Genomic DNA, 22,941 nt, shown 5'->3' with positions numbered 1-22,941 from the left:
TCATGGTCCTTCAACAGAGGTCGCCGGTCACCGCGGTCACCACTCCAGGCTCCCCGCGCCAGGGCTCGGGGTTCGTGCTCGAGGGCGTGCGGGTGCGCAGTGCCCTGCTCCAGCTGGACGGCGTGTTCGAGCCGCCCTGCCTGGTGGTCCGCGGGGAGGTCGACGTGGCCACGATCTCCGCCTTCACGACGGCGCTGTGCAGCGTGCTCGAGCACGGCTCCGGCGACGTGTGGGTCGACGTCGAGCGGCTCGACTTCATCGACGTCGCCGGCCTGCGCGCGCTGGCCGCCGCGGCCTGCCATCTCGGGCTCCGGAACCGGCGGCTCGTCCTGCGGTCGGTGTCGCCGCATCTGGCGAAGCTGATGCGCGTGGCCGGCTGGAGCCGGATCTCCAGCCTCGTCCTGCTCGCCCGCGAAGAGCGGGAGTGAGGCCGAGGGCCCGCCCCGCCCCTGGTCAGAGCCGGGGCGGGGCGCGCGGGGCGCCGGTTCAGGGGCGGGTCAGGCGGACGTAGCCGTAGGGGTTGAAGGAGAGGTCGTCAGGGTCCTCGAAGTAGCAGTCGCCGGTGCGGAGGATCCAGCGGGGCCCGTCCTCGGTCAGGCGGAAGCCCTCGCCGTCCTCGATCTCCTTGGCACGCGGGTCCGTGAGCAGGTAGAGGGCGAGGGCGTCCAGGTGGATGCGGCGCTCGCGCACCGGCATGTCCTCGCCGACCTCGATCTCGACCTCGGGCGCGCCCAGCAGGTGCATGCCGCAGGTGCGGGACACCTCGCCGTCCCGGATCGGGCGTTTCACCCACGCGTCCAGGAGCGCGGCGGCCAGGGCCTCGTCGGTGGCGTCGGACGCGTCGTCCGCGATGCTCAGCCAGCGTTCGCGCCCGTGCGTGAGGCGGCTGCCCTCGTGCTTCACGGCCGTGGCGCCGGACCGCAGCAGCGCGGCCGTCGCCGCCAGAAGCCGCCGCGAGGTGTCGGCCGCGAGTTCCCGCATCATCGGCGCGGACAGCAGGTAGCCGACCGTGTCGTGGGACTCGACCGCCGCCCGGTCCGCGTCCTCGAAGGACACCGACGCGCCGCTGGCGGCGAACGCCGCGGGCATCCGGTCGTCGGGTTCGGCTGCGGAGTACTCGTGGTCGAGGACGAACCCGCCGTACTCGGCGGCGACGCGTTCGATCTCCGAGAGCTCCAGGCCGGTGGCCAGGACGCACAGGACGTGCTGCGGAAAGGCATCGCTCATCCGGGGAAGGTTAGTGATCTTCCCATCGGACCGCGGCATTTCGCGACATTCCGGTCACGCGACGGGTCCCGGGGACGATGCGGCCGAGCGCCGGGCGGGTGGGGCGTGCGGTGCGGTGGACGCCCCCGTCCCCTCTCCTCAGGGCCGGTCAGAACCGTCCGGAGACCGTGATCAGCATGCTGCCGAGGTCGACGGTGTGCCGTCCGGCGCCGAACTTGCCCGCGTCGACGGTCGTCGTGACGGTGCCGGAGTCACCGGCGGTGAGCGTGCCCGCGGAGCGGCCGTCGATCCTCATGCCGACCGGGTGGCCGGGCAGGAAGCCGGACGCGGTCAGCGTGACACTGTTCCCGCTCCGGGTGAACTTGATCGCCCGCTGCAGGACGCCCAGCTCACGGCCTGCCTGCCGGCGCGCGGCGCCGGTCTCGCCGCCTTGCCGGACCTGCCGGACGAGGCTGGGCACGAACGTGGAGGCGTCGAGCGTCCCCCAGCCGCTGGCGCGGTCGAAGCCAGGACCCGCGCTGAACCCGGGGACGACGTTGCCGTTCTTCGCGTGCAGTGTGTTGTCGCCCGAGACGACGTCCTCGATCCCGGCCTTGGCCCCGCCGCGTCCCAGCGCGTACAGCGCCGGGTTGATCGGCCCGACCGGGCCGCCGTTGAGCTGCGCGGCCAGGGCGAGCACCCCGGCGAGCGTCGGCGCGGACTGCGAGGTGCCGTTCTGCCCGTCCATCGTCAGGTCGGGCACCCAGCGCATCGGGCTCCCCGTGGCGGACGCGACGGCGTCCTGGTACGGGGGCCGCTTGTAGATCTTGGAGAAGCCCGCTCCCTCGGTGTAGCCCTTGACGTTCCAGACCGGGTCGGGTCCGGCCTTCGCCCCGGTCTTGTCGAGGTGGGGCACCGAGCCGCCGACGGCGGTGACCCAGGGCGAGTCGTCCCAGGTGGCCGAGTCGGGCGTGGACGAGGTGTTCCCGCACTGCGCGGCCGCGACCGGGAGGTTCTGGACGACGCCGCAGTCGCCGGTGGAGCCCAGCAGCGGGACGCCGGAGGCGGCCGCGGCGAGCGCGCCCGGATCCTGCGCCCGGATCTCCGGGGCGCCGTGGCCGTAGCTGCTCTCACCGTTGCCGTCGCTGACCGACATGACGTCCGCGAGGTGGTGGCGGCCGATGTACCCGGCCGCCTTCATGATCTCGGGCATGGCGACCTGGCTGGCGTCGTCGTCGCTCATCTCGGTGTCGGCGGGCGTCGCCGAGATGACGATCTTGGCGTACGGCGCCATGAGGTGGGCGGAGAGGACGTCCAGCTCCAGCTCGCCCGCCCAGGCGTCGCAGGAGCCGTAGCTGCCGAGCTTCACCATGCCGGGCGGGCACTGCGCGGGAAGTTTCCCCGCCGGGTAGATGGTCTTGATCTGGGGGTCCGGCAGGCCGTACCGCTGGTCGAAGGTGTGGACGACCTTCGCGACGTTCTTGTCCTCCCATCCCTCGAGGACGGCGATGGTGGTGCCGGTGCCGTCGATGCCGCGCTTCCACAGCTGATCGACGCGGTAGTCGAAGACGTCCTGCGGGCCGGGCGCGTCCGCGGCGAACTTGGCGTAGTTCGTCCGCATGTTCGCCACGGCCGCCATCAGCACCCTCGTCCGCTCCGGGATCGCCGGGGCGGCGGCGCGGGCGGGCCCGGCGTGGGCGGGCGCGGCGCCGATCAGCGACGCGCACAGGAAGGCCGCCGCCGAGGCGGCGACCGGGAGACGTGCTCTGTTCATGCTCCTCCTTTGGAGCCCGGTGGGTCGCGACGGGTGAACCGATCACCCGACCGACCCATGCTGCGCGGCCCCTCCGTCGCTGACAAGGCGCCTCACTCCCCGTCCCCGCGGTCGTCCGATTCCGGACATCCGGGGCGGCGGGCCGTCCGCTCCGGCGGGCCGTCCCGCCCTGCGAGGACCGGCCGAACCTCCCTGGCCAGGGAGAACGCGCCGTCGGCCCGCACGCTCAGGGGTGCGCCCGCCCGCATCCAGGTGATCACTGTAGGCGATGATGAGGTCACGGAGAAGTACCGGCGGCCGGAAGGGGACTGGCCATGGAGGCACCGAAACGGACCGTTCTCCGCAGGTTGTGGGACCTGCGGTACGAGACGTCGCTGGTCCTGACGCTGGGCGGGCTCGTCGCGGGCGGCGTGGCCTGGTGGGCGGGCGCGCGGGGCGTCGCGGACGTCCTCTGGGCGATCGTGACGGCGGCGGTGCTCGTCCCGTCGGTGTGGTGGGTCGTGGAGGGGCTGCGGCGGCGCAGCCTCGGCAGCGACGTGATCGCCCTGCTGGCCCTGGCCGGGACGCTGGCGACCCGCGAGTTCCTGGCGGGCGCGGTGATCGGCGTGATGCTCACCGGCGGGCAGGCGCTGGAGCGCCGCGCCGGGCGGCGGGCGCAGCGGGACCTCGGGGCGCTGCTCTCGCTGGCGCCGCGCGTCGCGCACCGCGAGGAGGCCGGGGTCGTCACGACCGTCGACGTCGCCGAGGTGCGTCCCGGCGACCGGCTGCAGGTCCGGGCGGGCGAGGTGGTCCCGGTGGACGGGCGGGTCGAGGCGGGTCCGGCGATCCTGGACGAGTCGACGCTCACCGGGGAGCCCCTGCCGGTCGAGCGCCACACGGGCGAGGAGGCCCGGGGCGGCACCGTCAACGCCGGGGGGCCGTTCCCGCTGCGGGCCACCACGGACGCCTCGAACAGCACCTACTCCGGGGTCGTCCGGCTGGCGCGGGAGGCCGCGGCCGGGTCCGCGCCGTTCATCCGGCTCGCCGACCGGTACGCCGGGCTGTTCCTGCCGGTGACGCTCGTCCTGGCCGGGGTGGCGTGGGCGGCGGCGCGCGATCCGGTCCGGGCGGTCGCGGTGCTGGTCGTCGCCACGCCGTGCCCGCTGATCCTCGCCGCGCCGATCGCCTACGTCTCCGGGCTGTCGCGCTGCGCCCGGCGCGGCGTGGTCGTGAAGGGCGGCGGCGCGCTGGAGCGGCTGGCCCGGGCGCGCGTCCTGCTGTTCGACAAGACCGGCACCGTCACCACCGGACGGCCCGAGCTGTTCGACGTCGTGACCCGCGACGGGGTCGACCCCGGGGAGGTCCTGGCCGCCGCCGCGTCCCTGGACCAGGTGTCGCCGCACGTGCTGGCCACCGCGATCGTGCGGGGCGCCCGCGACCGCGACCTGCCGCTGACCCTGCCCGCCGAGGTCGCCGAGGAGGCCGGGCAGGGCGTGCGCGGCCTGGTCGGCGGACGGCCCGTCGCGGTAGGCAAGGCCTCCTGGGCGGGCTCGGGCCCCGGCGACGACGAGTGGCTCGACCGCGTCCGGTCCCGGGCGGCGGCGCGCGGCGCCATCACCGTGTTCGTCGGCCTCGACGGCCGCCTGGCCGGGACGCTGCTGCTGCGCGACCGGATCCGTCCCGACGCGGCGCGCACGTTCCAGATGCTCCGGCACACCGGGATCGACCGGACCGTGATGGTGACCGGCGACCGGGAGGCCGTGGCGCGCCCGATCGCGGACCTGGTCGGGGCGGACGAGGTCCACGCCGACCAGTCCCCGGCCGGGAAGGTCGCCGTCGTCCGCGCCGAGAGCGAGCACGCCGCGACCGTGATGGCCGGGGACGGCGTCAACGACGCCCCGGCGCTGGCGTCGGCCGGGGTGGGCGTCGCGCTCGGGGCGCGGGGCGCGACCGCGTCGTCCGAGGCGGCCGACGTGGTGATCACCGTCGACCGGTTCGAGCGGCTCGCCGAGAGCCTCGCCATCGCCCGCCGGACCCAGCGGATCGCCCGGGAGAGCGTCGTGGGCGGGATGGGCCTGTCGCTGGCGGCGATGGTCGTCGCCGCGTTCGGGCTGCTCACGCCCGCGATCGGCGCCGTCGTCCAGGAGGTCATCGACCTGGCGGCCATCTTCGCCGCGCTGCGCGCCCTCGGCCCCGGGCGCGACCGCTGGCCCCGGCTGCACGGCGACGACGCCGAGCTCGTCCGGGACCTGGACCAGGAGCACCGCGAGCTGTGGCCGCGCATCGAGGGGCTGCCCGCTCTGGCGGACGCCCTGACCGGCCCCGACGCCGCCGCCCGCGAGTCCGCGGACGCCGAGCTCACCTCGTTCCTCCACGACCTGGCCGAGCACGAGCGCCGGGACGAGACGCTGCTCTATCCGGCCGTGGCGTCCGCGCTCGGCGGGTCCGACCCTACGGGCGCGATGAGCCGCGCGCACGCCGAGATCGCCGAGCAGTCCCGGCGCATCGACCTGCTACGGGACGAGCTGAGGGACGACCCCGGCCGCGCGGACGCGCGCTCGGAGCTGCGCCGGGCGATCGGTGACCTGGCCGCCGTCCTGCGCCTGCACTTCACGCAGGAGGAGGAGCACTACTTCGTCCTCGCCGACACCCCGTCCCACTCGGAGGGCCACCCGGGCTGACCGTCCGGCCCGCACCGCCTCAGAGTTCGGCGGCGGGCGGGACGACCACGACCGCGCACGGCGCCTGCGTCAGCATGGCGCTGGTCGTGGCGCCGACGTGGAGACGGTCGATGCCGCCCGCGCCGCGCCGGCCCACCACGAGCAGGTCGGCGGTCTCCGCCGCCTCGAACAGCGCCTCGCGCGGCGGCGTCATCGTCAGGGCCGTCTGGACGTCCACCTGCGGGTACCGGGTGGACCAGGACGCCACCGCCTGCTCCAGCTCGGCGCCGCGCACATGGCGCAGCCGCTCCCGGTCGGCGAACAGGGACAGCTCGCCGGCCGGGGCGGCGCTCGGCTCCCAGCAGCCGTACACCACGCGCAGCGTGCACCCGCGCACCGCCGCCTCCTCGAACGCGAACGCCAGCGCCGCGTCCGACCCGGACGAGCCGTCGAAGCCCGCCACGACGCGCCGGTGCTCGCCGCCGCCACCGGGACGGACCACCACGACGGGACGCTCGGCGCGGGCGGGCAGCCGCATCGAGGTCGATCCGAGCCCCATCTCGGACGGGTCGTGCGCCCCGACCACGATCATCTCGGCCTCGCCGGACAGGTGGATCAGCGCCGCGTCCGCCGGGCCGTCCGCGAGGTGGCCCTTCACGGTGACCGTCGGGGCGAAGTCCTTGACGCGGATGATGCCCTGGTCGAGCAGGTGCTGCCCCATGCGCCGGACGATCGCCGCGCCGTCGACGTCGACGTAGCTGATCGGGTAGGGCCAGCGCCACGCGTGGCAGACGCTCAACGGCAGTCTCCGCAGCTTCGCCTCGGCCGCGGCCCAGCGCAGGGCGCGTTCCCCGCCGGGCGTGGCGTCGTAGCCGACGAGAATGGAGGAACCCCAGCTCATCATGCGTCCTTCCGGTTCGTTCCTCCCATCGCACGCCGCTCACCTCAGAGTCGCATGCGGGGGCGAGGGGCCGTCGACCAGGGACCTCCGACGGCGCCGCACCGCCGCCCCGGCCGCCCCCGGGCCCTCACCAGGCGGACGACGGCTCGGCTCTCGTGACCGCCTCCACCGGCCGCCGGACGGACGTCATCCGCTCCCCGGCCGGGACACCGAGCCGCATCAGCATCTGGGGGTGGGCCCCGTCGCAGAACCGCTGGCCGATGAAGGCCCGCAGTTCCGGGATCTCCAGGGCCTGGGTGTGGAAGGCCGCCGCAAGGCCGGCGTCCACCCCGGCGCGCAGCAGCACCCGTTGCAGGGCCTGGCCCGCGCGCAGCCATTCGAGATGCGTGTCGTCCTCGGTCACCAGCAGCGCGACCAGGCCGGTGGACAGTTCACCCGGAGGCTTGTGCCCACCGCCGCCCTTGCCCTCGCTTTCGCCTTCGCCGCCGGGTTCACCGACGCCCCATCCCTGCCCGCGGGCGAAGTCCCGGGCGGGGAAATGCGGTTCGGTGGGGACGTCCTCGCGCCGGTAGGCGTCGTCCAGCATGCCCTCCCGGCGAGTGCTGCCCGGCCGGGGCGCCCATCCGGCGACCTCCTGCCGGTACTTGCCGGTGGCGCGTTCCATGTGGTCGGCGGCCTGGGTCAGCCCGGCCAGCGCGCCCTGGACGTGCTCCTCGGTCGCCACGAGCAGCCGGGCGCCCTCGGCTTCCGCCTCGCGCCCCAGCGCCTCCAGCACCGAGCCGGCGATGGGATCGTCGCGGAACGCCCCGCGGTGGGTCCGCCGCCGGAAGATCTCCTCGTACATCCGCTCCCGGTCGGGGTCACCGGCGGCCGCCTCCCCGGCGCCGGGACCGATCCGCACGCTCGCCAGCAGGTACGGCCGGTCCGGGTCGGGCAGCAGGCGCGCGTCCGGTTCGCCTCCCAGGTGCCGGATCGCCAGGACGAGCGTGTACAGCGCGGCCCCGCAGCTCAGCAGCATCTCCCTCCCGGCGGGATCGGCGACCTCGATCTGCCGGTCGGGGTCGGCGCGCACCGCGATCCGGTCGTCCTCGACGCCGAACTTCCACGGCTGGGTGTTGTACACCGACGGCGCCCACACCGCGGCCTCGATCGCCCGCTCGGCAACACTCCCGCCCGTGGACTCCATGACCGGCTCCCCTCCCCCGCACACCAGACCGATTCCTCCGCGTCCGGTCCCTTACAGGCCATCTCGCACCGATTCTTCCGCCCCGTCCCCCATGACACCCCCAACCCCCGACCATGCGATCACCAGAAGATCGCCGCTCCTCCGCGATCCCCCGGCGCCGACCAGCGCACCCCGGCCCCCGCGCAGACCGGAACGCCGTCGGTCGCACCATCCGGCGCTGTCAGGCGGGGTCTCGGTCGCCGTAGTAGCCCCATTCGAGTCGCCTTCTCATAACGTCGGTGCCTGTCGCTCGAATGTGGGCGATCAGCGAGGCGCTCAACGGTTCGGGCAGATGTTCGGCGTGGGTGGCCCTCCACTCGGCGCAGCCGAACAGGTCGGTCGCTCCGTCGAGCTGGGCGGGGGTGACGGTCTGGACGGCGAGCGCGGCGAAGACGAGGTCGTCCGGTTCCGCCAGCAGCATCTCCCGCACCGTCGTGTCATACCAGAGGCTCCCCTCGGCACCGGTCCTGCGGGCAGTGACCCCCGCCCAGGCCAGAAGCGCCCCGACGCGTTCGACGCCGTCGGAATAGTGGCTGTGCAGGAGCGCGGCGAGATGGTCTTCGGCCGCTTGGAGACCTTCCGACCAATCGCCCGTCGCCGGGCGCTGCGCCACGGCTTCGGCGGCCCCGGACAGCCCAGGCGGCGCGGCCTGGATCCAGCGCTCCCGGCGCTGCTCGGCTTGGGCCTGCCGCACAGCCTGCTCCGCCCGGAGCTCCTGCAATCCGGTCAGACCGCGTCCGGCCAGCCAGGCGGCGAGCGCCGGGCCGTCCCGCAGTTCGGCATCGCAGGACCCGACACCACGCAAGCCGTCCCGGTGATGCACCGTCCAGGTGGCGATCCGGTCGCCCCGGACGTCGTGGACCACGATCGTCGGCCACCCTGAGCACCGGCACGTGTCGCCGGTCCCGCCGTCCACGATCGCCAGCAGCCGCGCCAACTCGGCGATGTCGTCTCCCCGCACCACCGTCCGTGCCCTCGCGGCGGAATCGGGCCCGTCCGGCGATCTCTCAGCGATCACCACGCGCGCCGCGCGCTGCAGGACCTCCTGGACCTTCGCCGTTGTCGGCTCCACCACGGGCCCGTCCAACCACCACATATCGTCCGTCATGGCCGCGAGGCTAACCGGCCACCCGTGAGCCGAAACCTCGAATACGCGTGCACAGCTTGCCAAGCCGAAGCGGACGGACGATCAGCGCCAACGACGGTCCCCGACTCCGCGCACCTGCTTCGTCGCAAGCGGCCCGGCAGGCCCGCACCCGGTACGAGGGCCTGGCCGCGCCGCTGGACCTGGCGGGCCGGCCCCTCCACGCGATCCGCGGCTCACGCCTTGGTGGCCAGCGGTCTCCACGCGTGCCAGGTGTCAAGCCGCTGCCGGTAGGCGGCTTCGACGATGGGATAGGGGTAGTCGCCGAGGAAGAGCCGCAGGGGTGGATCGTCGGTGTCGGCCAGCTCGAGGATGACCTCGGCGGTGGCCTGCGGATCCGCCGGCGTGCGGGCGGCGGCGCCCGCCCTGCGCGCCTCGCGGATCGGTTCGTAGGCGGCGAGCGGCTCGGTGCGCACCGCGGACGCGCCGGACCAGTCGGTGCCGTACGGCCCGGGCTCCACGATCGTGACGTGGACGCCGAGCGGTCCGACCTCCTGGGCGAGCGCCTCACTCATCCCTTCCAACGCCCATTTGGAGGCGTTGTACAACCCGAGGGTGGGAAAGGCGGCGAGCCCGCCGAGGCTGGACACCTGCATGATGTGCCCGCCGCCTTGGGCGCGCAGGATCGGCAGGGCGGCCTGCGTCACCCACAGCGGTCCGAGCAGGTTGGTGTCGAGCTGGGCGCGGGCCTGTTCCTCGGTGGTCTCCTCGACCATCCCGAACAGGCCGTAGCCCGCGTTGTTCACGACCACGTCGAGGCGGCCGAAGGCGTCGGCGGCCCGGCGCACGGCGGCCGTGGCGGCCACCCGGTCGGTGACGTCGAGGCGGAGCGGCAGGACGCCGTCCCCGTACGCCTCGACCAGGGGGCGCAGGGATTCGGGGTCGCGCGCGGTGGCGGCGACACGGTCGCCGCGGGCGAGGGCGGCGGCGGCCCAGATGTGGCCGAAGCCGCGGGACGCGCCGGTGATGAACCAGGTCTTCATGCCTTCAGCCTGCGCGGGTCTCCGACGCGCAGCCAGCACCCCCGCAGGGTTACCCTGCGAACATGGCGACCGGCAACGTCCTGGGAGAGTTCCTGAAGGCCCGGCGGGGACGGGTCCCGGCCACGCGCGCGGACCTGCCCGCCCCCGGCCGGCGCCGGGTTCCGGGGCTGCGCCGGGACGAGCTGGCCCGGTTGGCCGGCATCAGCGAGCCTTACCTGACCCGGCTGGAACAGGGCGTCGACCGGCACCCGTCCCCGCAGGTGCTGCGGGCGCTCGCACGGGCGCTGGAGCTGGACGCCGACACCTCGGCGTACCTGTTCTCCCTCGCCGCCGATCCCGTACGTTCCGCGGAGACCGAGGTCACCGCGGAGGTCCACCAGCTGCTCGACACATGGGCGGGCAGCCCCGCGTACGTCCGCAACCGGCGGTTCGACGTCCTGGCCGCGAACAAATGGGCACGCGCGCTCGCCCCGATGTACGAACCCGGACACAACCTGGCCAGGGACGTGTTCCTCACGCCCCAGGCCCGCCGGCTGTTCCCGGACTGGCCGCGGATCGCCGCGCGGACCGCCGCCGCCCTGCGCGCCGAGGCCGACCCGCGCGATCCCCGGACCGCGTCGCTCATCGCCGAGCTGGACGCGGACCAGGACTTCCGCCGCCTGTGGGCACGACACGACGCCCGTCCCGCCCGCGACGAGCTCAAACGGTTCGTCCACCCGGTCGCCGGGGACCTCGCCCTCCGCCGCCAGGCGCTCACCGTCGGCGGCGCCGAGCACCAAGTGATCATCATCTACCAGGCGGCGCCGGGAAGCCCCTCCGAAGCCGCCCTCGCCCGACTGCTCTGACACGCACATGAGGGCGGGGACGGCGACGTCACCGCCAGGACACGAGCGGCTCGGCTTCTCACCGCCGGTCGCGGGGGCGGGCGTCCCTGGATCCGCCCTGCTTGACGGCGGTCGCTGCTACTTCGGCGGTTGGTAGCTCAGAACCACGCCGTGTCCGGCTTGGTATCCGGTGGCGAACAGCCGGGTGGTTCCGGGGAGGCGGGCGAGGGATCTGAGTTCGGCGACCGGCTTGATCCTGCCGCGGGTCCACGAGCCGGTGGCCGATCGGTGGACGAGGGCCGAGTCCTCACCGTTGACGTCGGTGGAGCCCAGGAACCACAGGCCTCCCTTGCCATCGGCGACGGGGGCCACGCCCTCGCCCCAGCGGCCCACCTTGGACCAGAGCTGTTCGGTATGCCAGCGCCCCTTGGGGTCGAGGCGGAGCAGGACCGAGTCGAGGATGGGCCTGCTGGTGCCGTCCACCGAATCGGTGATCCAGACGCCCTGCGCGTTGGCGGTGATGCCCGTCAGGCCGTGCTGCTCCCGTGGCCTCGGAAGCCTGGGCAGGGGGACGGTGCGCCAGGTCTTGCCGTTGTAGTGCGCCAGGGCCGGATGTTGGGAGAAGGCCCCCGCTCCGGCGAAGCCGATCGCCCAGATGTCGCGGGGCGAACGCGCGCTGGCCTGAAGGACTTCGATGGGCAGCGTGGCCTTGCTCCAGCCGCGGGAGGTGTGATGCCAGGCCACGCTGGAGCTACCGGGACCGGGACCCGGACCGGGACTGCCGGTGAAGGTCCAGACGTCGCGGGGCCCGGCGGCCTCGATGTCGGTGACGAAGGCGGACTTGGGCAGGCGCTTGGCGACGCTCCACCTGCCGCCGTTCCAGCGCATCACCAGTGCCGGTGACGCGGGGCTGCCGCCGGTGCCCGCCCAGACGTCGCCCGCGGAGGCGACGGCCGCACCGTTGACCGTGCCGCCCTTCGGCGCCGGAAAGGCGACGCGCTGCCATCGGCCTCGCTCCCACCGGAACGCGGTGGGGGTCACGGTGCTGTCGGCGACGGTGGTCCCGCCGAAGGCCCAGGCGCTGTCTCGGTCCACGCCCGCCAGCCGACCGAAGAACCGCATGGACGGTGAGTTCAGTACCGATCGCCACTGGGTGGCGCCGGTTGCCGTTGCTGGAGCGGCCGCCGCCGGCCCGGCCGCTGCGACCACCAGGGCAACGGCCGTGGCCGCGCCCCAGAGCGTCTGCTGTCGTGTCATCACAAACGTTGATTCTGGGGTCGAAGCGCCGGGAGATCATGGGTGCAGGTACTCAGGTTCGGGTGAGTACCTGCGGTCCGACAGCCGGACGTGCCCGGATCCGGGTGCGGCGCAACCTGGAGGGGGTGTGCGGCGTCCATAGGGACGTGGAGTGGCGTATCGATGGGTTCGAGGAGATCCGGGAGCTGGGGCGTGGCGGGCAGGTCCGGGTGGTGTTGGCCAGGCACGCGACCTCTGGTGACCTGGTGGCGGTCAAGTACCTACTGGGGAACGCCGGGTCCAGCGCCCGGACGCGGTTCCGGGAAGAGGCGGTCCTGCTCGGCCGAGTCCGCGACCCCCACGTCGCCCGCCTCTACCAATTGGTCGAAGGCGAACAGGGCCTCGCGCTGGTCATGGAGGCCGTCGACGGCGTTCCGTTCCGGGAGATCCTCGCCCGCTACAGGTCCCTCGCGCCGGAGGCGGCGCTGACCGTCCTCAAAGGATCGCTACTCGGCTTGGCCGCTGCGCATGCGGCTGGGGTGGTGCATCGCGACTACAAACCGTCCAACGTGATCGTCCCGGCCGACGGCCAGAGCAAACTCATCGACTTCGGCGTCGCGACCATGACCGGCGCCGCGTCCGCTTCCGGGACGCCCGCGTACATGGCACCCGAACAATGGCTCGGCGAACCGGCCGGGCCCACCACTGACGTCTACGCCGCCACCTGCGTCTTCGTCGAGACCATCACCGGACACCGCCCGTACGCCGACGACCCGCGCAACGGACACCTCACCGGCCCCGTCCCCACCGACGAAGTCCCGGACGAACTGCGCCCGCTGATCGAGCGCGGCATGGCCAAGGCAGCGGAGTCACGCCCACCCGGAGCCGCCGCGTTCGTCAACGAACTCGAAGCCGTCGCACAAGCCGCCTACGGACCCGACTGGGAATCCCGTGGCGCCCATCTCCTCGCGGGCATCGCCATGGCGCTGGCATCCCTGTTCCCCCTCGCCGCCCTCACCGCAGGCGCCGGAACCGGTGCGGGCGCCGCAGGCGCGGGCGCGGGGGCGGCCGGAGCAGGCGCCGCGGGCGCGGGAACGGGGACGGCCGGGACAGGAGCGGCAACAGCGGGCGTCCTCGGCGGCAAGGCGGCCGCGGCGATCGCGGCGGCGGCCGTCCTCACGACGACGGCGGGGGGCTACGGCGTGTACCAGGCCGTCAAGCCGTCCGGGCCGCCGAAGCACCGGCCGGCCGCGTCCGCGTCGCCCACACGGGCGATGACGGTCGGCCGCATCTCGATCCGCACACCCCAGAGCTGGCAGTCACATCTGATCTCGTTCCCGGACCCCACACTCGGGCAGAAGAACGACAGCTACTTCGTCACGTTGGGCGGGCCCTGCCAGAGGGCGAGCGCGGGCGGGTACGGTCCGTTCCAGCTGCCCTGGTGCAGGGGTTTCGTCGTGATGGGACCGAGCTTCGCCGACCACGCGGACATCTACGTCGCCGACAGGTACTCCCCGGACGACACCTTCGCCTCGCGCTTCGGCCAGGACGAGGGCATGAGCTGCCCCACCGACTCGAAGCTGCGCGCGGGCACGAAGGACCTCGGGGCACGCAAGACCGTCGACAGGTCCGCCCGGCTCGGCAGCCACACGGCGCGGTACATCGAATGGTCGGTACCGTGCTGGACGCGCGACTACAGCAAGGACGGCATTCCCAAGGCGCGGACGTCCACCGCCTACACCGAACGGCTCTGGTACCTGCCGGACTCGAAGATCCTCATCGTGGACTTCTGGCAGACCCCGGGCCTGGAGAACGTCCTCGCCAAGGCGGCCTGGACGTAGCGGTGAAGGCTCCCCAGAGCGATCACCACGGCGGACGCCGCCGCCATGTCATGTGGCCTGCTGGAACGCGATGCTGCGCACGGACGCCGGGGCGTTGTCGGCAGCAGCCGGCAGGGGCCGGGTTCGTCCGGCGCGGACGCCGTTGGCGATGACGACGATCTCGGCGATCTCGTGCACGGCGACCACGGCCGCGAGGCCGAGCACGCCCAGCAACGCGAGCGGCATCAGTCCGACCACGATGGCCAGGGACAGGCCGACGTTCTGCAGCATGACGCGCCGGGCGCGCCGGGCGTGCTGCAGCGCTTGGGGCAGGTGGCGCAGATCCTCGCCCATGAGGGCGACGTCGGCGGTCTCGATCGCGACGTCGGCGCCCATGGCGCCCATGGCGATGCCGAGGTCGGCGGTGGCCAGGGCGGGTGCGTCGTTGACGCCGTCGCCGACCATCGCCGTCGCCCGCCGCTCGCGGAGCGTGGTGATGACGGCGGCCTTGTCCTCGGGACGCAGGTCGGCGTGGACGGTTTCGATGCCCGCCTCGGCGGCGAGGGCCTGAGCAGTGGCATGGTTGTCGCCGGTCAGCATCGCGACCTCGTAGCCGGTGTCGCGGAGCCGGGCGACGACCTCGGCGGCCTCGGGACGCAGTTCGTCGCGGACGGCGATCGCACCGATCACCCGGCCGTCGTCCTCGACCAGCACACAGGTCGCGCCCGAACGCTGCATTCGCGTGACCGTTTCGGCCAGGGCACCGGGTTCCAGCCAGCCGGGACGCCCCAGCCGTACCGGACGGCCGTCCAGGGTTCCGGTCAGGCCGGCGCCGGGAACGGCCTCCACGCCCTCGGCGGTGGGGGCGGCGTCAGTGGGGGCGGCGGCCAGGATCGCCCGCGCCAGGGGGTGTTCGCTGCGGGCCTCCAGCGCGGCCGCCAGTTCCAGCACCCGCGCCTGCGAGGCGCCGGGGACGGCGACGACGTCGAGGACGGCGGGCCGGTTGCGCGTCAGAGTGCCGGTCTTGTCCAGGGCGATCGTCCTGACCGCACCCAGCGCCTCCAACGCCGCGCCGCCCTTCACCAGCACCCCGAGCTTGCCGGCCGCGCCGATCGCGGCGACCACGGTGACCGGGACGGAGATGGCCAGCGCGCACGGCGACGCGGCGACCAGCACGACCAGGGCGCGTTCGACCCAGGTCCGCGGGTCGCCGAGCAGGCCGCCGACGACCGCGATCATCGAGGCGGCGATCATGACGCCGGGCACCAGGGGACGTGCGACCCGGTCGGCCAGCCGCTGACCGGCCCCCTTGCGGGCCTGCTCGGCCTCGACGATCGCCACGACGCGGGCCAGCGAGTTGTCCGCCGCGGTGGCGGTGACCTGGACCTCCAGCGCGCCGGTCCCGTTGATGGACCCGGCGAACACCTCGTCGCCCGGCCCGGCCTCGACCGGCACCGACTCCCCGGTGATGGCCGAGACGTCCAGCGCGGAGCGGCCGGACCGGACGATCCCGTCGGTGGCGATCCGCTCACCGGGCCTGACCACCAGCAGGTCGTCCACGACGAGCTCACCCGGGGCGACGACCGTGTCGGAGCCGTCGCGGCGCACGGTCGCCTCCTGCGGCACCAGCGCGAGCAGCGCCCGCAACCCGCGGCGGGTGCGGGCGAGGGAGTACTCCTCCAGCCCCTCGCTGACCGAGAACAGGAACGCCAGCATCGCGGCCTCGCCGACCTCGCCCAGCGCCACGGCGCCGACGGCGGCGATCGTCATCAACGTGCCGACGCCGATCCTGCCCTTGGCCAGGCGGCGCAGCGTGGACGGCACGAACGTCCACCCACCGGCGGCCAGCGCCAGCAGGTGCAGACCCGGCACCGACCACGCCGGCCCGCCCGTCCAACCGGACACGTAACCGGCGAGCAGCAGCACGCCGGAGAGCGCGGCCCAGCGCAGCTCGCCCACCTGCCAGAGCCGCTCCGGCTCGCGCTCCTCGGCCTGGCCTTCCGGCCCGGCCTCGTCACGGCCACAACCGCAGGCGTCGCTCACCGCGCGCTCCCGCTTCGCGCGTCGTCGCCGTGGGCCGGGCGCAGCGCGACCGCGTGCCCGGTCGCGGCCAGCAACCGCTCGGCCGCTTCCAGCACGTCCATCAGCTCCGGGCGGGTCAGCGCGTAGAACGACTGGCGTCCTTCGGCGCGGTAGTCGATCAGCCCGCAGTCCCGCAGGCACGCCAGGTGCTTGGACACCGTGGACTGGGCCAGTCCGAGTTCGCCGGTCAGATCCACCACGCGCGCCTCACCGCGCGCCAGCCGCTGGACGATGCGCAACCGTGTCTCGTCCGCCAGCGAGTGGAACAACGCGGCCGCCGGGGAGATCCCCGCCGCGATGTCGGCACGCACACACCGTCCACCCTCACCATCAATCGCCATATGGCGATGATATCCACTACTCTGAATGCATTGGAAGGCGCTGGCGATCAGCGGCGGCCCTCGGGAGACTGGCCCGGTGACGACCGACCCGGAGGCGGCACGCCGCGCCGCCCTTCTGCGCCGCGGCTTCGCCCTGGAGTACGTCACGCTCGGCTGGAACGTGATCGGCATCGTGGTCCTGGCCGTCACGGCGTGGAACGCCCGGTCCGTGGCGCTGGCCGGTTTCGGGCTCGACTCCCTCATCGAGATCGGCGCCTCGCTCGTGGTGATCTGGGAGCTGTCCGGCACCGGGCGGGCCCGCCGGCGGCGCGCGCTCAGGCTGATCGGCGGGGCGTTCGCCGCGCTGGCGATCTACCTGCTGATCCAGTCCAGTTGGGTCCTGGCGAACGGGTACCACCCTCACCCTTCACCCGCGGGCATCACCTGGACCGCGATCACCGCTGCGGTGATGTTCGTCCTCGCCGCAGGAAAGGCACGCACCGGCGCCGCGCTCGGGAATCCGGTGCTGCGCGCGGAAGGCCGCGTCACGCTCGTCGACGGCGTCCTGGCCACCGCCGTCCTGACCGGACTGGTCCTCAACACCGCGTTCGGCTGGTGGTGGGCCGATCCGCTCACCGGCTACGTCCGCCCGGGAGAGCGTGAAGACCAGCAGCCCGGCGCCGAGGGTGACGGTGCCCGCCGCCATCAGGGCCCGTGCGCTGACGCCGCGGCTGAGGAGCCGTCCGGCGAGGTTGGCGGTGACGATGACGGTGACGCCCATCGGCACCAGCCCGAGCCCCGACTCCAGCGGCGTGAACCCCAGGACACCCTGCAGGTACAGCGGGGAGAAGAACAGCAGCGCGATCACCACGCCGAAGAACACGACGGCCGCGACCGTCGAGGCCCGCACCGCCCGCGAACGGAACAGCTCCATGGGCAGCAGCGGTTCGGCGGTGCGCCGCTCCCACCCCACGAACACCGGCGTCAGCAGGGCCAGGGCCGCGGGCACCGACAGCGCCGCGCCGATCCCCTGGACGGCGCGGCGCGACGATCAAGGAGCCCGCTTCGGGCGCGAGCGCCGAGGCCGGCGCTCCGGCTGAACACGTCGGCGAGCCGTCCGCCGAGCAGCAGGAAGCCGCCGAACGTCACCGCGTATCCGGTGACCGTCCACTGCAGGGTCGCCGCCGAGATCGACAGGTCCCTGCCGAGGTCGGGCAGGGCCGCGTTCACGACCGTCAGGTCGCTCTGGTCCAGCCCGAGCGCGGACGAGATGACCACCAGCGACCAGAACTGGCGTCCGGAGAATCGAGCCCGGCCGGCGTCCACGACGCCGACGGTCTCGGTGGGTGCGCTCATGAGGAGTGGCCGACCTCTCAGCTGTAGGGCCGAATTCCGTCGGCCTCACGCTCCTCGACAGGCGGCGGGCCGGCCAGTGCCCCCCTCAGTGGTGGCAATCGGAGAACCACCACCCCGCCCGACGCTCGAGCCGTATGGCGCCACACCCCTCGGCAAGGAAGCATGCCGGTATGAGAACCCCGTTCGGTCGTCCGTCGCTCCGCCCGTATCTCGCCCACAAGCAACCTCGCGCGACCTCGCCAGACGGGCTGACCGCCCATTTCCTGGGCACGAGTTCGGTGTTGTTGTCCGACGGCGAGACCACACTCCTCTGCGACGGCTTCGTCACCAGGCCGAGCCTGCTGCGGGTCGGCCTGGGGAGGATCGCCCCGGACCGGACGCTGGTCCGGAGCGCGATCGACCGGTTGAAGGCGCACTCCCTCGACGCGGTGTTCTGCGCGCACTCCCACTACGACCACGCGCTGGACGCGCCGGTCTGGTCCCTGGAGACCGGCGCCGACCTGATCGGCTCGGAGTCGACCGCCAACATCGGACGCGGTCTCGGCGTCCCGGCATCGTCCCTGCGCGTGGTCGCGGACGGGGACGTCGTCACCTACGGACGGTTCGAGCTGACCTTCGTCGAGTCGGCGCACAGCCCAGGTGACCATTTCCCCGGGACCGTCACCGAACCCCTGGTCCCACCAGCACGCGCGGGCGCCTGGCAGACCGGCGAGGCGTTCTCCGTACTGGTCACCCACCCGAGCGGCCGGATCCTGCTGCACGCCAGCGCCAACTTCCGGCCCGGAATGCTGACCGGACACCGCGCCGACGTCGTTTACCTGAGCATCGGAGCCCTGGGCGGACAATCCCTCGACTTCGTCCACCGCTACTGGGATGAAGTCGTTCGCGCCACCAAGGCGCAACGGGTCGTCCTCGTCCACTGGGACGACTTCTTCACCGGTCTCAACAAACCCCTCCGTCCCATGGCCCGCTACGCCGACCGAATCGACACCGCCATCGCCGAACTCCTCCCCCTGGCCCGCCACGACAACGTCGACGTCCAACTCCCCGTCTCCTGGCAACCCACCAACCCCCTCAACGACCTGACGCGCTAGGCAACCCGCCCCAGCGGACGGATTGGGAGCTCCACATGCCAGAAAGTCCGCTACGGGACACCCACCCCTGGCCGCTCCGCGGCCGCCGGTGCGAGAACGAGAGCCTGGACGTCGTCTCGCCGCGAGGACAGCGCCAGACCTATGGCCCTCCGCTCTGCCCCGGCAGAACATGGCACGTTCACGCCCCTGCCCGTCCGTGACGAAAGTGTCCGTGGCGGCACGGGCAGTTCGTCGGGGCGTCCGCACAGCTCAGGCAAGGTCCAGGCGCCCAAGGCCGCCGATTCGTTCGTGGAGGACGCTGACTGTGTGAGTCAGAAGACGCAGACGGAATGGGGCGGAAGGGGCAGCATCGGGGACGGGCGGGGTGTCTGCTGAGGGGGAGCGGGCGCCCGGGGGCGCCCCGAGAAGGTCACCGAGTCGTCGTGGGAGGTTGGCAGGCAGGTGCCGCAGAAACGCGCTCCGGCGCGGAACGACGGTTCACCGGCTGCGCCGCGGCGACCGGTAGAAGCGGCCGGCGCCCGCGGCTCGGGCCTCAACGCCCCACTCCCCCCAAACGCCGCGGGCGCCGGTCTTTCCGTCCCGACACCGCGAGCCCCCTCCCCGGGAGGCTCGGAGAACGGACCCCCGTTGATCGAGAGGAAAATCCCGGTGCGTCCCGATGATTTCTGGGGCGCGCTGACGACCGCAGAGCGGGATGCGCTGCGGGCGGTGGCACGGCCCCGGTCGTTCCCCGCCCGGACGCCGCTGTGCCTGCAGGGCGACGAGTCGGACCACATCATCGTGATCGAGTCGGGGTGGGTGAAGGTCGCCTCGTCCACCGAGGACGGGCACGCCGTGGTGCTCGCCGTGCGGGGGCCGGGCGACCTGGTGTGCGAGAGCGCGGTGCTGGGCGCGCGGCACCGGTCGGCGACCGTGACGGCGCTGTCGACGGTGCGGGCGCGGGTGGTGCCGGCAGCCCGCTTCACCGCGTTCCTGGACGCGCACCCACGCGTGTGGCGACTGGTGAGCGGCACGTTCGTCCGCCGCCTGGACGACGCGGACCAGCGGGCCCGCGCGCACGTGGCGGTGCGCGGCGACCAGCGCCTCGCCCTGCTCCTGGCGCACCTGGCGGAGCTGTCGGCCCGGCACGCGTCACCCGCGCCGGACGGCGGCGTCGACATCGCCCCTCCCCTGTCGCAGCAGGAGCTCGGCTCATGGATGGACGCGTCGCGCGAGACCGTCGCGCGAGGCCTGAACCGGCTCCGCCAGGAGGGCCTGGTCCGCACGGGCTGGCGCCGGATCACCGTCGTCGACCTGCCCGGCCTCCTGGAGTTCGCGCGCCGCCCCGCCGACGACCTCGAGTGACCACCTTTACGCTGTAGATCATTACCGGGGGCGCTCCTTCACAGGGCGCCCCCGAACGTTCGGTGGGTGGCGATCGCACGCTTGGCACTCGCGTGTGATGGCCACCCACCGGGCAGATCAGGCGGAGCCGGTCAGGTCACGGACGTGTAGGCGACGACGCCACGGCGCATCGCGTCCATCGCACGCCGCGCGGTCTTGCGGATGTGACTGTTGGGCTCGGCCGCGTCGGCGACCTGCCCGAGCAGGTCCAGCAACTGCTTGACGGCGCGGACGAAGTCACCGGCGGTCATGCCGGCGTCGAACAGCACCTCGTCCAGCTCGTCGCCCTTCGCCCACCGGTACGCCGTCCACGCGAACCCCAGGTCGGGCTCCCGCAGGAACGACACGTGGTTGTCCTTCTCCACCGCGTCGAGCTGCCCCCACAGCCGGACCATCCCGGCGAGGGCGTCCTGCGCGGCGCCCGTGGGCGTGCGGGGCGTCGTCGCGTCGTCCGGCTGCCGAGACTCGTACACCAGCGCCGACACGCACGCGGCGAGCTCGGCGTGGTCGAGCTTCTCCCACAGGCCCTCACGCAGCGACTCGGCCGTCAGCAGGTCCAGCTCGTTGTAGATGCGGCCAAGGCGGCGGCCCTCGTCGGTGACGCCCTCACCGTCGAGGTACCCGAGCTGCTCCAGGACGGCGCAGACCCGGTCGAACGTGCGGGCGATCACCTGCGAGCGGCCCTCGACGCGGCGGCGCAGCAGCTCGGTCTCCCGCTCGAGCCGGAAGAACCGCTCGGCCCAGCGGGCGTGGTCCTCACGCTCGTCGCAGCCGTGCACGGGGTGCGCGCGCAGCTCGGCGCGCAGCCGGCCGATCTCCGCGTCGTCCCCGGCGGGGGTGTCCCGGACGCGCCGCCGGTCCGCGGCGTCGCCCGACACCTTGTTCCGCAGCGTGGACGCCAGGTCGCGGCGCATCTGCGGGTTGCGCGGGCTGAACGACTTCGGCACCCGGATCCGGTCGACGGGCTCCACCGGCCGCGAGAAGTCGTGGATCGACAACCGCTGCACCGACGCCCCGGCGGTCAGCACCAGCGGCGCGGCCCCGTCCGAGCGGCGGCCGAGGCCCGGGTCCAGGACGACGGCCAGGCCGGACCGCCGCCCCGACGGCACCAGGATCACGTCACCGGGACGCAGGTGCTCCAGCGACCGGGCGGCCTCGGCGCGCCGCGACGCCGACCGCTCCCGGGACAGCTCGGCCTCCCGGTCCGACAGGCGGCGGCGCAGAGCCGCGTACTCCATGAAGTCGCCCAGGTGGCATTCGGCGGCCTTGGCGTACCCGGCGAGCGCCTCCTCGTTCTTGCGGACCTGCTTGGCCAGCCCGACGACGGCCCGGTCGGCCTGGAACTGCGCGAACGACTGCTCCAGCAGGTTGCGGGCGCGTTCGGCCCCGACCGCGCCGACCAGGTTCACCGCCATGTTGTAGGACGGCCGGAAGCTGGAGTTCAGCGGGTAGGTGCGGGCTCCGGCGAGCCCCGCGACCGACGCGGGCTCCACGCTCGGCCCCCAGACCACCACGGCGTGGCCCTCCACGTCGATGCCGCGCCGTCCGGCACGCCCGGTGAGCTGCGTGTACTCGCCGGGGGTGAGGTCGACGTGCGCCTCACCGTTCCACTTGTCGAGCTTCTCGATCACCACGGTGCGCGCGGGCATGTTGATGCCGAGCGCGAGCGTCTCGGTCGCGAACACGGCCTTGATCAGCCCGCGGGTGAACAGCTCCTCGACGATCTCCTTGAACGTCGGGAGCATCCCCGCGTGGTGCGCGGCGATGCCCCGCTCCAGCGCCGCCAGGAAGTCGTGGTAGCCGAGGACGTGCAGGTCGGCGGGGTCGAGGTCGGAGGTGCGCAGCTCCACGTGCGCGCGGATCTCCTCCGCCTCCTCCTTGGAGGTCAGCCGCAGCCCCGCGTGCAGGCACTGCAGGACGGCCGCGTCGCAGCCGTTGCGGGAGAAGATGAACGTGATCGCGGGCAGCAGCCCGGCCCGCTCGAGCCGCTCCACGACGTCCGGACGCAGCGGGGGCCGGAAACGCTGCGGACGCGGCGCCCGGCGCCGCCCGGTGCGCCGGCCCTGGTTCACCTTCGCGCGCCGCACCTCCTCCACGGCCATCCGGGTGAGCTGCGGGTTCAGCTTCGCGCGACGCCCCTCGCCCTTGCCCTGCTCCATGAACAGGTCGTACAGGCGGGTCCCGACCATCATGTGCTGGAACAGCGGGACGGGCCGGTGCTCGTCGACGATCACGGCGGTGTCGCCGCGGACCTCCTGCAGCCACTCGCCGAACTCCTCGGCGTTGGACACCGTCGCCGACAGCGCCACGAGCCGCACCGACTCCGGCACGTGGATGATCACTTCTTCCCAGACCGCGCCGCGGAACCGGTCGGCGAGGTAGTGCACCTCGTCCATGACCACGAACGCCAACCCGGCGAGGGTCTGCGACCCGGCGTACAGCATGTTCCGCAGGACCTCGGTCGTCATGACGACGATCGGGGCCTCGCCGTTGACGCTGTTGTCGCCGGTGAGCAGGCCGACCTTCTCGGGCCCGTAGCGGCGGACGAGGTCGGCGTACTTCTGGTTCGACAGCGCCTTGATCGGGGTCGTGTAGAAGCACTTGCCGCCACCGAGCAGCGCCAGGTGGACGGCGAACTCCCCCACCAGGGTCTTGCCGGAACCGGTGGGCGCGGCCACCAGGACGCCGCTGCCGCCCTCCAGCGCCCGGCACGCCTCGATCTGGAACGCGTCCAGCTCGAAGTCGTACAGGGTCCGGAAGTCCAGCAGGGCGGGCCCGTTCCCGTCGGTGCGGGCCCGGAAGGCCCGGTACCGCTCCGCCGGGGACTGCTCGGCCGACCGCGTGTCGGGGGTGCTCATGTCTCCGAGCCTACGGTTTCGCCCGCCCGGATTCCCCATTCGGGGCTCAACATCTTCACTCGGACGATCTTCCCGCATCGGACACGCGCCCGCCTC

The 22,941-nt window shown here is 73.3% G+C and carries 18 protein-coding genes; 6 read left to right on the top strand and 12 right to left on the bottom strand.

Going from position 1 to position 22,941, the window contains the following annotated elements; translation table 11 throughout:
- The first annotated feature begins 2 nt into the window (after positions 1-2).
- The gene (locus tag AB0L06_RS18600; RefSeq protein ID WP_500232252.1) at positions 3-428 is read left to right on the top strand and encodes an STAS domain-containing protein; all 426 of its coding nucleotides are present in this window, start codon (positions 3-5) and stop codon (positions 426-428) included.
- A 58-nt stretch (positions 429-486) separates the two neighbouring features.
- Here AB0L06_RS18600 and AB0L06_RS18595 read toward each other — a convergent pair whose 3' ends face one another.
- Positions 487-1,227, bottom strand: coding sequence for a hypothetical protein (locus tag AB0L06_RS18595; RefSeq protein WP_500232251.1), 741 nt, complete (start codon positions 1,225-1,227; stop codon positions 487-489).
- Positions 1,228-1,375: 148 nt separating this feature from the next.
- Entirely contained in the window at positions 1,376-2,980 is a 1,605-nt protein-coding gene (locus AB0L06_RS18590; RefSeq protein WP_500232250.1) for a S53 family peptidase, read from the bottom strand.
- 314 nt (positions 2,981-3,294) lie between these two features.
- Between AB0L06_RS18590 and AB0L06_RS18585 the strand changes: the two genes are divergently transcribed.
- Entirely contained in the window at positions 3,295-5,640 is a 2,346-nt protein-coding gene (locus tag AB0L06_RS18585) for a heavy metal translocating P-type ATPase (protein WP_500232249.1), read from the top strand.
- A gap of 19 nt (positions 5,641-5,659) precedes the next feature.
- Here the strand turns inward: AB0L06_RS18585 and AB0L06_RS18580 are convergent, their stop codons facing one another.
- The 4 genes from AB0L06_RS18580 to AB0L06_RS18565 all read right to left on the bottom strand — a co-directional run bounded on the left by AB0L06_RS18580 (position 5,660) and on the right by AB0L06_RS18565 (position 9,872).
- A complete protein-coding gene (locus AB0L06_RS18580) occupies positions 5,660-6,520 on the bottom strand; it encodes a universal stress protein (RefSeq protein WP_500232248.1) in 861 nt (286 codons plus the stop codon).
- Between the two features lie 127 nt (positions 6,521-6,647).
- The gene (locus AB0L06_RS18575) at positions 6,648-7,706 is read right to left on the bottom strand and encodes an Acg family FMN-binding oxidoreductase (protein WP_500232247.1); all 1,059 of its coding nucleotides are present in this window, start codon (positions 7,704-7,706) and stop codon (positions 6,648-6,650) included.
- 220 nt (positions 7,707-7,926) lie between these two features.
- Complete coding sequence (locus tag AB0L06_RS18570; protein WP_500232246.1) at positions 7,927-8,853, bottom strand: hypothetical protein; 927 nt, start codon at positions 8,851-8,853, stop codon at positions 7,927-7,929.
- 212 nt (positions 8,854-9,065) lie between these two features.
- Complete coding sequence (locus AB0L06_RS18565) at positions 9,066-9,872, bottom strand: SDR family NAD(P)-dependent oxidoreductase (protein ID WP_500232245.1); 807 nt, start codon at positions 9,870-9,872, stop codon at positions 9,066-9,068.
- A gap of 62 nt (positions 9,873-9,934) precedes the next feature.
- Between AB0L06_RS18565 and AB0L06_RS18560 the strand changes: the two genes are divergently transcribed.
- A complete protein-coding gene (locus AB0L06_RS18560; protein ID WP_500232244.1) occupies positions 9,935-10,717 on the top strand; it encodes a helix-turn-helix domain-containing protein in 783 nt (260 codons plus the stop codon).
- Between the two features lie 117 nt (positions 10,718-10,834).
- Here the strand turns inward: AB0L06_RS18560 and AB0L06_RS18555 are convergent, their stop codons facing one another.
- A complete protein-coding gene (locus AB0L06_RS18555) occupies positions 10,835-11,953 on the bottom strand; it encodes a hypothetical protein (protein WP_500232243.1) in 1,119 nt (372 codons plus the stop codon).
- Between the two features lie 146 nt (positions 11,954-12,099).
- Here AB0L06_RS18555 and AB0L06_RS18550 point away from each other — a divergent pair, with 146 nt between their 5' ends.
- On the top strand, positions 12,100-13,773 hold the full coding sequence (locus AB0L06_RS18550; RefSeq protein WP_500232242.1) for a serine/threonine-protein kinase: 1,674 nt from the start codon (positions 12,100-12,102) through the stop codon (positions 13,771-13,773).
- Between the two features lie 48 nt (positions 13,774-13,821).
- On the opposite strand, the gene AB0L06_RS18545 is transcribed toward AB0L06_RS18550, so the two are convergent.
- From AB0L06_RS18545 to AB0L06_RS18530, 4 genes are all read right to left on the bottom strand, one after another.
- On the bottom strand, positions 13,822-15,795 hold the full coding sequence (locus AB0L06_RS18545; protein ID WP_500232241.1) for a heavy metal translocating P-type ATPase: 1,974 nt from the start codon (positions 15,793-15,795) through the stop codon (positions 13,822-13,824).
- On the bottom strand, positions 15,792-16,175 hold the full coding sequence (locus AB0L06_RS18540; RefSeq protein WP_500232240.1) for an ArsR/SmtB family transcription factor: 384 nt from the start codon (positions 16,173-16,175) through the stop codon (positions 15,792-15,794). Before AB0L06_RS18540 ends, AB0L06_RS18545 begins: the two co-directional genes overlap by 4 nt.
- Before the next feature lie 406 nt (positions 16,176-16,581).
- Positions 16,582-17,163: a hypothetical protein gene (locus tag AB0L06_RS18535; RefSeq protein WP_500232239.1), complete on the bottom strand. Its 582-nt coding sequence runs from the start codon at positions 17,161-17,163 to the stop codon at positions 16,582-16,584.
- The gene (locus tag AB0L06_RS18530) at positions 17,139-17,510 is read right to left on the bottom strand and encodes a hypothetical protein (RefSeq protein ID WP_500232238.1); all 372 of its coding nucleotides are present in this window, start codon (positions 17,508-17,510) and stop codon (positions 17,139-17,141) included. The genes AB0L06_RS18535 and AB0L06_RS18530 overlap by 25 nt, the downstream gene beginning before the upstream one ends.
- A gap of 170 nt (positions 17,511-17,680) precedes the next feature.
- Here AB0L06_RS18530 and AB0L06_RS18525 point away from each other — a divergent pair, with 170 nt between their 5' ends.
- Together AB0L06_RS18525 and AB0L06_RS18520 are read left to right on the top strand one after the other, a co-directional pair.
- Positions 17,681-18,604 carry an MBL fold metallo-hydrolase gene (locus tag AB0L06_RS18525; protein WP_500232237.1) on the top strand — a complete coding sequence of 308 codons (924 nt, stop codon included), beginning with the start codon at positions 17,681-17,683 and terminating at the stop codon, positions 18,602-18,604.
- Positions 18,605-19,252: 648 nt separating this feature from the next.
- Positions 19,253-19,948 carry a Crp/Fnr family transcriptional regulator gene (locus AB0L06_RS18520; protein WP_500232236.1) on the top strand — a complete coding sequence of 232 codons (696 nt, stop codon included), beginning with the start codon at positions 19,253-19,255 and terminating at the stop codon, positions 19,946-19,948.
- A gap of 131 nt (positions 19,949-20,079) precedes the next feature.
- On the opposite strand, the gene AB0L06_RS18515 is transcribed toward AB0L06_RS18520, so the two are convergent.
- Positions 20,080-22,845: a DEAD/DEAH box helicase gene (locus tag AB0L06_RS18515; protein ID WP_500232235.1), complete on the bottom strand. Its 2,766-nt coding sequence runs from the start codon at positions 22,843-22,845 to the stop codon at positions 20,080-20,082.
- Positions 22,846-22,941: the final 96 nt, after the last annotated feature.

This window comes from Spirillospora sp. NPDC052269, assembly GCF_040679435.1.
GTDB lineage: Bacteria > Actinomycetota > Actinomycetes > Streptosporangiales > Streptosporangiaceae > Spirillospora.
This window is presented reverse-complemented; position numbering and strand designations above follow the sequence as displayed.